13 protein-coding genes and 1 pseudogene are annotated in these 12,666 nt (G+C 71.3%); 4 read left to right on the top strand and 10 right to left on the bottom strand.

What is annotated here, in order from left to right:
• The 9 genes from BL253_RS38120 to BL253_RS38085 all read right to left on the bottom strand — a co-directional run.
• The coding region (locus tag BL253_RS38120; RefSeq protein ID WP_158230513.1) for an ABC transporter substrate-binding protein at nucleotides 1–594 on the bottom strand (594 nt) is incomplete at its 3' end.
• A 606-nt stretch (nucleotides 595–1,200) separates the two neighbouring features.
• Complete coding sequence (locus tag BL253_RS38115; RefSeq protein ID WP_076822956.1) at nucleotides 1,201–1,809, bottom strand: TetR/AcrR family transcriptional regulator; 609 nt, start codon at nucleotides 1,807–1,809, stop codon at nucleotides 1,201–1,203.
• Nucleotides 1,810–3,003 carry an MFS transporter gene (locus BL253_RS38110; RefSeq protein ID WP_241835516.1) on the bottom strand — a complete coding sequence of 398 codons (1,194 nt, stop codon included), beginning with the start codon at nucleotides 3,001–3,003 and terminating at the stop codon, nucleotides 1,810–1,812. It abuts the gene before it with no gap.
• Nucleotides 3,004–3,017: 14 nt separating this feature from the next.
• Nucleotides 3,018–3,509, bottom strand: coding sequence for an MFS transporter (locus tag BL253_RS44560; protein ID WP_241835515.1), 492 nt, complete (start codon nucleotides 3,507–3,509; stop codon nucleotides 3,018–3,020).
• Between the two features lie 163 nt (nucleotides 3,510–3,672).
• Nucleotides 3,673–5,460, bottom strand: a complete 1,788-nt coding sequence (locus tag BL253_RS38105) for a DHA2 family efflux MFS transporter permease subunit (protein WP_241835514.1) — start codon at nucleotides 5,458–5,460, stop codon at nucleotides 3,673–3,675.
• Between the two features lie 357 nt (nucleotides 5,461–5,817).
• A complete protein-coding gene (locus BL253_RS38100; RefSeq protein ID WP_076822954.1) occupies nucleotides 5,818–6,384 on the bottom strand; it encodes a DUF5698 domain-containing protein in 567 nt (188 codons plus the stop codon).
• Entirely contained in the window at nucleotides 6,381–6,821 is a 441-nt protein-coding gene (locus BL253_RS42690; RefSeq protein WP_076822953.1) for a hypothetical protein, read from the bottom strand. The genes BL253_RS38100 and BL253_RS42690 overlap by 4 nt, the downstream gene beginning before the upstream one ends.
• A 182-nt stretch (nucleotides 6,822–7,003) precedes the next feature.
• Nucleotides 7,004–7,201 (bottom strand): hypothetical protein, encoded by a 198-nt coding sequence (locus BL253_RS42685; RefSeq protein ID WP_076822952.1) that lies wholly within the window; start codon nucleotides 7,199–7,201, stop codon nucleotides 7,004–7,006.
• An 89-nt stretch (nucleotides 7,202–7,290) separates the two neighbouring features.
• Entirely contained in the window at nucleotides 7,291–7,989 is a 699-nt protein-coding gene (locus BL253_RS38085; RefSeq protein WP_198946562.1) for a class I SAM-dependent methyltransferase, read from the bottom strand.
• Nucleotides 7,990–8,412: 423 nt separating this feature from the next.
• On the opposite strand from BL253_RS38085, the gene BL253_RS38080 reads away from it, so the two are divergent.
• The 4 genes from BL253_RS38080 to BL253_RS38065 all read left to right on the top strand — a co-directional run bounded on the left by BL253_RS38080 (nucleotide 8,413) and on the right by BL253_RS38065 (nucleotide 11,945).
• Nucleotides 8,413–8,952 (top strand): type II toxin -antitoxin system TacA 1-like antitoxin, encoded by a 540-nt coding sequence (locus BL253_RS38080; protein ID WP_076822951.1) that lies wholly within the window; start codon nucleotides 8,413–8,415, stop codon nucleotides 8,950–8,952.
• Nucleotides 8,953–9,087: 135 nt separating this feature from the next.
• Nucleotides 9,088–9,981 carry a DUF4097 family beta strand repeat-containing protein gene (locus BL253_RS38075; protein WP_076822950.1) on the top strand — a complete coding sequence of 298 codons (894 nt, stop codon included), beginning with the start codon at nucleotides 9,088–9,090 and terminating at the stop codon, nucleotides 9,979–9,981.
• A 104-nt stretch (nucleotides 9,982–10,085) separates the two neighbouring features.
• Nucleotides 10,086–11,045 (top strand): ATP-binding cassette domain-containing protein, encoded by a 960-nt coding sequence (locus BL253_RS38070; protein ID WP_076822958.1) that lies wholly within the window; start codon nucleotides 10,086–10,088, stop codon nucleotides 11,043–11,045.
• A 3-nt stretch (nucleotides 11,046–11,048) separates the two neighbouring features.
• Complete coding sequence (locus tag BL253_RS38065; protein ID WP_081439100.1) at nucleotides 11,049–11,945, top strand: ABC transporter permease; 897 nt, start codon at nucleotides 11,049–11,051, stop codon at nucleotides 11,943–11,945.
• A gap of 505 nt (nucleotides 11,946–12,450) precedes the next feature.
• Here BL253_RS38065 and BL253_RS38055 read toward each other — a convergent pair.
• Nucleotides 12,451–12,666: pseudogene (locus BL253_RS38055) on the bottom strand (IS66-like element ISFsp10 family transposase); the annotation flags it as partial.

Raw genomic sequence — 12,666 nt, 5'->3', positions numbered from 1 at the left:
CTGGCTGCCCTGGTCGCCCGCCAGGCCCACCATGGCGGCGCGGGTGCCGCCCTGGGCACGGACGTAGTCGCCGAAGACCGTCGAGGGCGTGGTGTTCACGAAGAGCCAGGAGAACATGTTGTCGTGGGTGAGCCAGACCGAGTCGCTGCCCAGCCCGACGACGGGCAGGTGTTGCTGCTCGAGGTAGTCAGCTGAACCGGCTTCCGTGCCATTCGGGCCTTCGATGAGGCCGAAAATGCTGTCTCTGGTGACCAGTTCCTGGGCCTGAGTGAGGTTGGTTCCCGCCGCACCCTGGTCATCACGCCACGTATAAGTGATCTTTCGGCCGTTGATACCGCCGTTTGCGTTCACCAGTCCGAATCGCGCGTCGATGCCGGCTCGGAAAGCGGTCAGGCCCTCGCTGGTCGGTCCGGAGTCGGTGTACAGCAGGCCCGTGTTGATCGTGCTCGCGGTGACACCCGGCGTCGCGGCGCAGGACCCCGTTCCACCAGCACCCGCGCCGGCGGAAGCGCAGGCGGTCAGCGCGACCGCGCAGCTCACGCCGGTCGCCGCGGCGGCGGACCGTAAGAGGACGCGACGTAATAGAGGTGTCACGGACGTTGGCTCCTTTGCTGGTGGTCCTGGTGCTCTCGCGCACCGGCGGCGTGGAGGTGGCCCGCCTCGGTGCGCGTTCCGGAGAAGCCGCGGGTCAGGAATGGCGCATCGGACCGGGTCGCGGCTCGTCATTCCCGCGACGATGGCTGTGGCCGGTCGCGGTGTGGACCGCGGATCGCAGCGTAGATGCACTGACCTGGGGATACAAGTAAACACCCACACTTTCCGGGCGGTCTTGTCGGCCGTCGGGCCGGTCGACGCGGGCGCCACGGATGATTCGGCGCGTGAGGAGCCTGGCGCGCTCAGGGATGACAGGTCGCCGCGGGCGCCAGGCCACGACTGAACCGAGCACGGCGTGACCGGTTGGCCGCATACGCCGGTATTGGGCGATTTAGTGTGGATTTGATATCCGGAGGCCGCGAAGGTGGAGAAGTAGGCCCAATCGCTGTGGGAGATTGGTCGCGGGCGACGCCGCCAGGTAGAGAGAGGTGTCTTGGTGGCCGAGGCGCGGCCCGGGCTTTGGACGGTTGCTTTGGCGGCCACACGTAGCGCTTCGGGCCTGCTCCGCCTTTCGCGCTGTTGCTGGTGGCGCTGTTCGCGCCGTGGTCAGAGTGCGCCGAATCCGTGTTGCAGCCGGGCCAGGGCATCGTCGAGCACCGCGACCGGGTCCAGGCCCGACGAGGACGGCGAGGACCGTGCGGGCGCGTCGAGTTGAGTGATCATCATGATGCCGATGATGGCGCCGCTCACCGCCATGACGTCGCCGTCGTCCGGCGTCCGCCCGGCGCGTTCCGCCACGGCCGCGGTGAACTCGTGCATGGCGGAGGTGAGGTGATCGAGGTGCGCCGCGCGGACCTCGGGTATCGCGGCGATGAGCTTGGTGCGGTGCTCCTCCAGGGCGCGCTGTTCGGAGCTCAGGGTGGCGTAGCCAGCACGCAGGGCCTCGCGGAATGCTGTGAGGACGCCCTCGCCGGCGGGCCGGGCACGGAAGTGGGCGAGCAGGTCGTAGTCGGCCGCGTCCCACAGGACCAGGTCGGGCTTGGTCGGGAAGTGCCGAAAGCAGGTCCGCGACGCGATCCCGACCTCGTCCGCGATCATGCCGACCGTGGTCTCAGCGTAGCCACGTTCGGCGAACAGGTGCAGCGCGGCCGACTGGATCGCCTGCTTGAGCGCGATCGTCTGCGTCTGGCGCCACGACGGCCGATCTTCCGGCAACTATTCGCTCCCTTCGACGAGGGCGTCACCACGTGCTGTTTCGATCATTGTGTCGCCACCCGGCAGGTTGACACCTGACTGCCGCGACACCAGCAGCGGTGCTGGCGACGCCATAGCGGCTGGCAACTCGACAGCGTCGGCGTCGGCATCACTGTTCGTATCGCTGTCCGTGGTAGCGGCCTCTGGCACGGCGATGGTTGCCCGTCGTGGGAAGAGGAGCAGCGCCAGGAGCGCCCCGGCGAACGCTATCCCACCGCAGACGAGCAGGGCGGTGTCGACGCCGTCGACGAACGCCGAACGGACGCCGGCCAGCAGGGCCGGAGAGCGGACCTGGTCGGCCAGCGCGGTGCCGTCGAAGACCCCGCCGCGCGCGACACCGGCCTGGGCTGGGGTGAGCCCGCTGGTGTCGAGGTGCGCGCGGTAGCCGGCGAGTGCGGCGGTGCCGAGCACAGCGGCGCCAAACGGGCTGCCGGCGTCCTGAAGTGCCTGGATGAGAGCCGAGGCCGCGCCGGCGCGGTCGACAGAGATGCGCCCGAGGGCCGCGGCGGTAGCGGTGGCGATCACTATGCCGATTCCGGTGCCGGTGATCGAGGTCCAGACGGACAGGAACCCGAGACCGCTCGACATGCTCGTGCCGGACCCGAGCATCAGGCCGGCGCCCATCACGGTGAAGCCGCCGACAATCGTCGCCTTCGCGCCGATCGCCTTCGCGAGTGGCTCGGCTCCGATCGCGCCGAGGGCGAGTCCGCCGAGCAGCGGCAGAAGCCGCAGACCCGAGCCGATCGCATCGACCCCGAGCACGGCCTGGAAGTACTGCGGCAGTGTGAACAGCACCCCGATCATCGCCAGCGAGCACAGAAAGGCCAGAACCGCGCCCCAGACGTACTCGGGGATACGGAACAGGCCCGCGTCGACCAAGGGCTCGCGCGCCCGGGTCGACGCCGGTGTCGCGACCGCGCCGGGAGTCCGGGGACGCTGCCAGATCGTGAAGGCGCTCAGCAGCAGCGTGCCGGCGGCCAGCGCCGCGATCACGACCGCCGAGGCCCAGCCGCGGGTGCCGGCTTCGGCGAAACCGTAGACCAGCCCAGCCAGCCCCACGCCGAACAGCACCATGCCGAAGATGTCGAGCCGGCCCCGCCGCGCGCCGCGGGACTCGGGCACCAGCGTCACCACGGCGACCAGGGCGATCACCACGACCGGAACGTTGATCAGGAAGACCCAGCCCCACCAGAACCGGTCGAGCAGCCAACCGCCAGGATCGGCCCGGTCGGCAGCGCCAGGAAGTTCACCCCCGCCCACACTCCGACCGCCCGTGAGCGCTCGTCCTCGTCGAACATGACCGTGACCGCGGACATGGCCATCACCACGATGCCGGCTCCGGCGATCCCGCCCACCGCGCGGGCCGCGATGAACATCCCCGCCGAGCCCGACCACGCCGCCCACGCCGAGGCCGCCCCGAAGGCGGCCAGGGAGGCGATCATCACCCGGCGCCGCCCGTACCGGTCACCCAGCGAGCCCAGGGGCGGCATGGCGGCGGCCCAGGTCAGCAGGTACGCCGAGGAGAACCACACCAGATCCGTGGCCGAGGCGTGCAGCCTCGGCGCGAGCGCGGGCAGCGCCACGGACAGCACCGTCCCGTCCAGGCCGACCGCGAAGACCGCCACCGCGACGCCGGCCAACGCCCACCACTTGCGATCCACCGCGACCTCCAACTGTCACYCAATGCCTATGTGTCAGTGAGTGACACTAGGGCAGTCGATGGCAGTTGTCGACACTGATCGTGGACCTGGTCCAGCCAGGACAGGCGATGCGGTCGTGCCACGGGTGACAGGTCTGACAGCCGGACGCTCGCGACCGTGTACATCAGGTCCGTACCTGCCCGCGAGGTACCAGGCTGGGAACGGCGACGGCGGTGGCCGCGAGTGACGCGGCGGCGCAGAACCACCAGCCCGCGTGGAAGGCGGCGACGACCGTCCGAGCCGTCGGTGAGCCGATGACGGCGATCAGGATGGCGACGCCGAGCACGCTGGCGATCTGGCGGGCCATGTTCACCACCGCGCTGCCCGTCGCGAACCGGTCCGCCGGCAGGGCGGACGTCGCCCCGGAGGTCAGCGTCGGCAGGGCGAGCCCGACTCCGAACCCGACGATCAGCAGGCCGGGAAGCATGGCCGTCGCGTAGTCGTGGGTCAGTCCCGTCCGCAGGGCCCACCAGGCGGGTCCGGCGGCGAAGGCCAGTGTGCCGACGGCCGCGACCGGGCCGCTGCCGAACCGGTCGATCAGCCGCCCGGTGAGTCCCAACGCCACCGGCGGCACCATCGCGGGGCCGGGAGCGACGGCCAGCCCCACCAACAGCGGCGACCAGCCCCACGCGGCGTCCAGGTAGGTCACGATCGACAGCAGCATCGCGGCGAAGGCCACGCTGAACAGCAGCAACGCGAACACCGCCGGCCCGAACCCCGGGGCGCGCAGCACCCCCAGCTCCACCACCGGCGCCGGATGACGCGCCGAGCGCGCGACGAACCCGGCCAGCAGCGCCGCGGCCGCGACAAAGCTCCCGATCACCTTCGCCGACGCCCAGCCCCAGGACGGGGCCTGCACCAGACCCAGCGCCAGCAGCGCGATACCGGCGGTGAGCAGCAGGACTCCAAGAACGTCCGGGAACGGTCCGGAGACGGTCTGCCGCGGCCGCGGCAGGACCCGCGCCCCGGCCACCAGCGCGACGACGCCAACGGGCACGTTGACCAGGAACACCCACCGCCAGTCCGCCTCGACAAGCAGCCCGCCGACGACCGGCCCCAGCGCCGCCGCGAGCCCGCCGACGGCCGCCCAGCCACGCACCGCGGCCGGGCGCCGCTCCGGCGGAGTGACGGCGAGCAGCAGCGCCAGGCTGGTGGGGATCAGCGCCGCGGCTCCGACGGCCTGCGCCACGCGGGCCACGATCAGCGTCGTCAGGCCAGAGCTGGCCGCGCAGGCGACGCTCGCCACCGTGAACAACCCGAGGCCGAGGAGAAAGCCATCGCGATGCCCGTGCCGGTCCGCGAGCCGTCCGGCGGGCACCATCAGCGCCGCGAAGGCGATGGCGTAGCCGTTGAGCACCCAGGACAGCGTCGACAACTGACCGCCGAGCGCGCGGTGAATGTCCGGGAACGCGACGTTGACGACGAACAGGTCCAGGTTGGAGATGAAGACGGCGGCGCAGACGACGGCGAACACCATCCGCGCCCGCGGGTTCGCCGCTGGCCGCGTCGTCGGTGCGGCCAGACCAATGCCGCCGGCCAGGCCGATGCCGCTGGCCCATACGCCCCCGACCAGCACGGGCGGCACCCCGACAGGCGCCGGCAGCATCACCGTCTTCAGCTCGTCGTCCCCGCCGCCGTCCACCGTCGATCGACCACCACCGGCCGACCGCGCCCACGGCGGCGGTGCCCCGACCGGCGGTGGGAACATCACCGTCTTCAGCTCGCCATCCTCGCCGGCGCCCACCGTCGATCGACCACCGTCAGCCGATCGGACCCACGGCGGCGGCGCACCCACACGCGGCGGCAGGTCCACCGTCGTGACCTCGGGCTCTCCCGGCCGGGCCGACGGCATGGGAACGTCCGGCCGTCGCTGGTCGCTGGGTCGCCGTCCCGTCTCCACGGCGTCGTTCATCACGTTCTCCTCGCCCCCGAAACGCGCGGGCAGCCAGGACGACGCATTTCCGAGCCTGTCACTGAACTCGGCGACGGGGAACACAACCCCGGCGGTCTCCAGGAAGCCGCGCGCCAAGCCGGAAAGACTGGCCACAAGCAGAAGCCGTCGACAGGATCTGGTCGACGGCGCACCTCTGCCAGCAAGTGTCACCCGCGGCCGACCACCTGAAGCGATGACGACCAATACCGGACAGGGTAGTCGGAAGTCAGTTCGACGACATTTTCCGCGCGGCCTTCCAGCGATTTTCGTCGACGGACCGGCGAGACGTCAGCCCCGGTCCCGGACGTACATTCCAAGAGCCCGTTGGTCGTGGGCTTAGTGTTGACCGACCGGGACAGYGGTCAGGCGTGGCCGGGGTGTCGCCTGGCCGCCGAACCGTCCGCTCAGGCGCGGCTGGCCGGGGCCGGGCTGGACCTTCTCGGTGGTCCAGAACGCCCGCGGGGCCAGTTCGGTGACGTCGGCGAGCAGCGCGACGCGTGCTCGAGGGTCGACGACGATCTGCAGGAGATGCACGGTGCCGGTATCGGACTGACCTTCGTAGGAGGTCACCGGCCAGCCCCGGGCGCGTAGCTGACCGTCCAGCTCAGGCTGTCGGGTGAGGACGTTGACGCCGACGGCCTCCGCGGTGAACCGATTTCCCACGGTCACCCCGATGAGGACCCCGCCGCCGACCCCGAGGGCGTAGGCGGCCACGGTGAGCGGATCCCGGACGTAGGCGACGACCTGCGCGATGKCGGTGATCTGCAGGACGGCACCGATGATTCCCAGCACGGTCGGGAGACCCTTGGCGCCGCGGCCGGTCAGGATCACCCGCCATTGCCACAGCCCGACCTCGGTGAGCACCAGGACCATGATGACCAGCGGTCGCAAGGAGTCGGTCATGGCCGGGAATCCCGCGGCTGGGTCCGGGCCTCGCCGCCGACGCTCGTCATCGACGGGAGCCCTGGTCGCTGGACTGGCTGGGTCATGAGGTGGGCGGCGGGGCTGATCAGGCCGGTCGACTGGGTGGTCGAGGTGGTCGAGGTGGTCGAGGTGGTCGAGGCAGCCGAGGTGGTCGAGCTGGGCGACCTGGGGCTTGGCACTGCCTGCGGCAGGGATGCACCCCGCCGAGGTCGCTGTGTCTCGTCGGCCGGCCGCGGGTCGCCGTGCCGGCGCGGGAAGCCGGTCAGCGCCGCGAGCCACGCGCGTCGGGGCCACGCGCGTCGGGGTCGCGGGCCACGGGCGTCCCGGGCCAGTCGGCGGCGCGCGGCCCGCCGGTGTTCCTCGGCGGCGTGTTCACGGGCGAGCTGGAAGGCGAGGTCGGTGTGGAGGGGGAACATGATGATCCTTCGTTGATGTCGTTCGGGCGGCCCGCGTGCGGCCGCCGCCCGGCCGGCGCGTCGGGCGCCAGCCTGTGCCGGGTGCGTTGGTCCCGTGAGCTGGGCGTATGCCTGACTGGGGCCGCGATGAGCGTCCGTCGACCACCGGTCGGCCAACCAGTCGCATTCCTGTACCTGGGGTGTCAGTCGGCGGTCAGGTCCGGTGGGCGACCGTGCTGGCCGTCGCGTGGCTGGTCATGGTGCGATGCCTTCGGGCACAGCGCCTTCGGGCACAGCGGCGCCACGGCCTGGTCAACGAGGAAGCCGCGGGACCGGCCGTGCTGGTCGCTACGTGCTGACCGAGGCCGGACGTCGATGACCAGCGTGAGCGCGTGCGGCATCAGCTCCGGCCGGCGCCGTCGTCATGACCAGGGCATCGGCCAGAGGGCTTGCGTGATCGCGTGGTGAATGTGCCGTGTGAGGGAGGGGTTCAGCGTCGCCGGTGTGCGCGTAGGACCAGGTCGTCGGTGTGGTGCGCGCCGGCGCCGCCTTCGGGCGCGACGCGCGGACGCTGCTCGTTCACCTCGACCTCCCAGTCGTCGTCGAGGAGTTCGGCGACCATGGCGGGCCAGACGTAGTCGGCCGGGTCGAAGCCGTCGTCGTGTGCCTGGTGGGTGTCCATCCCCGCGTGGTGAACGAGCAGCAGCACGCCACCGGGCGCGACCGCGGTGAGCAGCGCCCGCTCGGCCGCCGCGTCGGGCGTGCGCAGCAGCGCCGGATACTGCGCCGACACGAGATCGAACGATCCCGGTGCGAGCCCGGCCCGCGCCAGCTCGGCGTGCACCCAACGCACGGCGACACCGGCGTCGGCCGCGTGCCGGGCCGCACGCCTCAGCGCGACTCCCGAAACCTCGAGGGCGGTCACGTCCCAGCCGTGGCGCGCGAGCCAGACCGCGTCCGCGCCCTCGCCACAGCCGACGTCGAGCACCCGCCCGGGTGTGAGACCGGCGACCTCGGCCACGAGCGCGCCGTTGGGCTGGCCGCTCCACAACCGCTCCCGGTCCGTGTACCGACCGTCCCAGTGGGCCGCCACCGCGGGGTCGCCGACGTATCCGTCGGCAGGCGAAGAGGCGTAGGACGCGGGCGATCCAGCCGCGATGTCGTCGGTCACCAGGTCATCGTTGCCCATCGCGTCTCGGCCTGACCAACCTGGTTGCCGGTTCGGCAAGACGAGGGCCGGCGTGCGCGGATCGCGACGGCGCAGGCCACCGGCTGGCCGGGCTGGACGCGGGCGAGCCCAGCCCGGCACCCGCCGGAGGCACGCCGCCGTCGGTGGCGTGGCGATGTGGTCCGGCACGACGTCGTGGACGGGACAGCCAGACCTGGACGGCGGATCTCCAGGTGACCGGCTGGGCCGACAAGTGGCTGGTACGCAGCCGACCAGCAAGATCATTATTGGGTGCCGCGCGGTGCGGCATGGCGCCGCGTGACACCACATGGCGCCGCGTCGTGCCATCTCTCTCGCTTCGTTGGTGCCGTCGGTGGCCCACGGATGAGCCAAATTGAGCCAGAACGGCTTGTAATGGTGCCAGAGTGGTGCCATGCTAGAGCCATGGAACTCACCCAGTACGTCGAAAACCTCCGCCGCGAGCTGACGACCGCGGCCGAGGTGGGTGGCGAGGACGCCCGCGCCCTCGCCGACCGGCTTCTCTCCCCGCTCGACGCCGCGGTACGGCTCACCCTGCTGGAGGCGCTCTCGGCCGCCGCCGAGGAGATCTCCGCCGAGCTCGCGCCCGGCTCCGTCGATGTCCGGCTGCGGGGCGGGAAGGCCGGGTTCGTCGTGACGCCGCCGCCCGCGCCGGCCGCCGCGCCCGCCGCCGAGGCCGTGGCCAGCCCCCTCGAGGTGCGGCTGCCTCTCGCCGACGGCGATGACGCCGCCATGGTCCGGATCAACCTGCGGCTACCGGCCAACCTCAAGGCTCTGATCGAGGACGCCGCCGCTGGCGGCGGGCTCTCCGTGAATGCCTGGATCGTCCGGGCCGCCGCCGCCGCCGCCGGGCTGGCGGCCGAGGGCCGGGGCGCCACGCGGCCCGCCTCCGCGCGGAAGCCCGACCGGGYCGTCGGCGAGAGCTACAGCGGCTGGGCCCGCTGATCCCGAACACCACGACGGCGCGGCACCACAGCAGGACCGACGCGGCACCCAGCTCCACCGCATCACCGCTCCACCGCATCACCGCATCACCGCATCAGCCACCGGCCAGAGCCATCCTGAGCAAAGGAACCCGAGATGTCCCTCTCGAACTTCGCCACCCCGTCCCCGATCTCCGTCGCCCTCGACCTCTACGTCGCCGACGTTCGCTTCGTCGTCTCCGACCGTGCCGACACGATCGTCGAGGTCCGCCCCAGCGACCCGGACAAGGCCGCCGACGTCAAGGCCGCTGAGAACACCCGCGTCGAGTACGACGACGCCACCCGGACGCTGAGCATCGTCTCCAGGAAGCCCCTGAACCGGTTCGTCAACTTCAGTAGCAAGCGTCCCGAGTCGATCGACATCGTCCTCCAGCTGCCCACCGACTCCGCGGTCCGCGGCGAGGCCGACCTCGGCGACTTCCAGTCCGACGGCGCGCTCGGCACCGTCGCGCTCAGGACCGACCTCGGCGCCGTCCGGCTCGCCGAGACCGGGCCGCTGAGCCTCCGTGGCGGCGTCGGCAGAATCACGGTCGAGGGTGTCAGCRGCTCCGCCAAGGTGCACGGCGGCTCCAGCGACATCCGGATCGGCACCGTGGACGGCACGGCCGACGTCTCCACCGGCAACGGGAAGGTGTGGGTCGGTGTCGTCACCGGCCCCGCGAACATCAAGGCTTCCAACGGTTCGGTATCCGTCGATCGCGCGCTGTCCGACATCACCGCCGCCAACTCCAACGGCGAGGTGCGGATCGGCGAGGTCGTGCGCGGCAAGGTGTTCGCCACGTCCAAGAACGGCGGCGTCGAGGTCGGCATCCGCGAGGGCAGCGCGGCCTGGCTGGAGCTGAACACCGGTGTCGGCCGGGTCTACAACGAGCTTGCCTCCTCTGACGCCCCCGAGGCCGGCGAGCCGGTCGACAAGGTCGAGGTGCACGCCAACACCAAGCTCGGCGACGTCACCATCCGCCGCGCGCCGCGCCTGGACAAGGTGGCGTGAGCACCGTGCCATCGACCACTGACGCAGCCATGACCGGCCCCGCCACCGTCAGCTCAGCCACCGTCAGCTCAGCCACCGGCAGCGCCGCCACCGCCAGCGCGGCCATGACCGGCACGGCCACCACCGTCGCCGCGATCTCGGCTCGCGGCCTCCGCAAGTCCTTCGGCGAGAAGACCGTTCTCGACGGCATCGACCTGACGGTCCCGCGGGGCACGATCCTGGCCCTGCTCGGCCCGAACGGGGCCGGCAAGACCACCGCCGTACACCTCCTGACGACCTACCTCCGTCCCGATGCCGGCGAGATCCGCATCGCCGGCCAGGACCCCGCCAGGAACCCGCAGGCGGTCCGGCGCGCGATCGGCGTCACCGGCCAGTTCTCCGCCGTCGACGGCTATCTCACCGGCCGCGAGAACCTGATGCTGATGGCGGATCTGCACCTGCTGCCCAAGGGCGCCGGACGCCGCCGGGCGGAGGAGCTGCTGGAACGGTTCGAGCTGACGGAGGCCGGGGACAAGCCGGCGTCGACCTACTCCGGCGGCATGAAGCRCAAGCTCGACCTGGCGATGACCCTGGTCGGCGACCCGAAGGTGATCTTCCTCGACGAGCCGACCACGGGCCTGGACCCGCGCAGCCGGCGCACGATGTGGGACATCATCCGCGAGCTGGTAGCGGCGGGGACGACCATCCTGCTCACAACCCAGTACCTGGAGGAGGCTGACCAGCTCGCCCACCGCGTCGCGGTGCTGGACGGCGGCCGGATCGTCGCCGAGGGGACGCCCGCCGAGCTCAAGGCGCGCATCCCCGGCGGCCATATCGAGCTGGCCTTCGCCGACCACGCCGAACTCGACGCCGCCGCCACGGTGCTCGCCCCGATGGTGCTCGCTCCGACCGGCCGCGACGACGACGCGCTCACGCTCCAGCTCGCCGGCGACGGCCGCGTCAGCACCCTGCGGACGCTGCTGCGGCAGCTGGACGACGCCTCGATCGAGGTCGCGGCGCTCACCGTGCACACCCCCGATCTCGATGACGTCTTCTTCGCCCTCACCGGCAAGAAGGGAGCCTGACCGATGAGCACCATGACGATGGACGACATCGGCCCCGACACCGCCGACACCGCCGACACCGCCGGCACCCGTTCCCACGCCCTCGTCCACGCGCGGATCATGCTGCGTCGCAACCTGCGGCACATGCGGCGCTATCCGTCGCTGACCCTGATGATCATCCTGATGCCGCTGGTCTTCCTGCTTCTGTTCGTCTATGTCTTCGGTGGGACGCTCGGGTCGGGGCTCGGCAGCGGGCTCAGTAGCGGGCTCGGTAGCGGCACGCCGGCCGACCTGCGCGGCGGCCGCGCCGCCTACGCCGACTACGTCGCCCCGGCGATCATCCTGATGGCCGTGGCCGCCGCGGCGCAGGGCACGGCGATCGCCGTCGCGCAGGACATGACCGAGGGCGTCATCGCCCGCTTCCGGACCATGGCCGTCGCCCGGTCGTCGGTGCTGACCGGGCACGTCGTGGGCGCGACCATCCAGACGCTGATCGGCGTCGTGGTCGTCACCGCGGCCGCGCTGGCCGTCGGCTTCCGGCCGCACGCGAACGCGGCCGAGTGGCTCGCCGCCTTCGGCGTGGTCCTGCTGCTGACCTTCGCCGTGACGTGGCTGTGCGTCGGCCTGGGGCTGTCGGCCAAGAGCGTGGAGACCGCGAGTAACTCGCCGATGTTCCTCATCCTCCTGCCGTTCCTCGGTAGCGGGTTCGTCCCGACGAGCTCGCTGCCGACGGGGATGCGCTGGTTCGCCGAGTACGAGCCGTTCACCCCGGTGAACGAGACGCTGCGTGGCCTGCTGACCGGAACGGAGATCGGCGACAACCTGGTCATCACGATCGCCTGGTGCGTCGGGGTCGCGGCGCTGTCCTACATCTGGTCGCGACGACTGTACGAACGGGAGCCGAAGCCGCTGGCGAGCTGATGGCAACCTGATGGCAGGACCCGCGGAGCGCGGCGGAGAACCCCGAACAACGGATACAGATAGCGAAGAACAGTGGGGCCCTCGATCATGAGGGCCCCACTGTCGTCTCGCGGCCGTGCTCGGTGAGGGAGTACTCGATCCGTGGCGGGACCTAGCGATACACCTCGCGGTGGACCAGGCCGTCCTGGGGACTGGGTGGGGAACGATCTCCGGCGACCTCCGCGAGAGGATCGACCAGGCGACCGATGCCGCGGCGTACGTGCTCGATCACGCCTTACGGCCGGGCGGGGAGACTTGGGCGTCCGGCCAGGGTCGTCGACCCGGGAATTCAGCGTGACGGCCTGCCGGTGGGTGTGGCCGAAACATTCAAGACGGCGGTGTGGGGCGCGGGCGAGGCTTGTTGGATCGACGTCCGCTGGGGGCGTCTATGACTGTGCGAGGGGTGAGGACGATGTCCGCGGTCGGGTAGCTGTTCAGCTGGCGTCGTAGCTGATTGTGCTGGTCATCAGACGGGTTGTGCCGCTGGTGGTAGCCAGGGGCCGGTGGTGAAGAGCCGGGTGAGGGCGTCGAGGGTGTCGAGGCCCCATTTGCTGKYGGTGGACAGGTAGGACTGGACGATCGCGAAGTCGGCGAGGCCTTCCAGGGTGCGCCAGCAGCCGCCGGAGGCGCGTTGTTGGACCTTGACCGGCCGGACGTCGCGCTCCGCGAGATTGTTCGAGAA

The organism is Pseudofrankia asymbiotica, from assembly GCF_001983105.1.
GTDB lineage: Bacteria > Actinomycetota > Actinomycetes > Frankiales > Frankiaceae > Pseudofrankia > Pseudofrankia asymbiotica.
The sequence above is the reverse complement of the archived record's forward strand: the minus strand, read 5'-3'. Positions and strand labels throughout refer to the sequence as shown.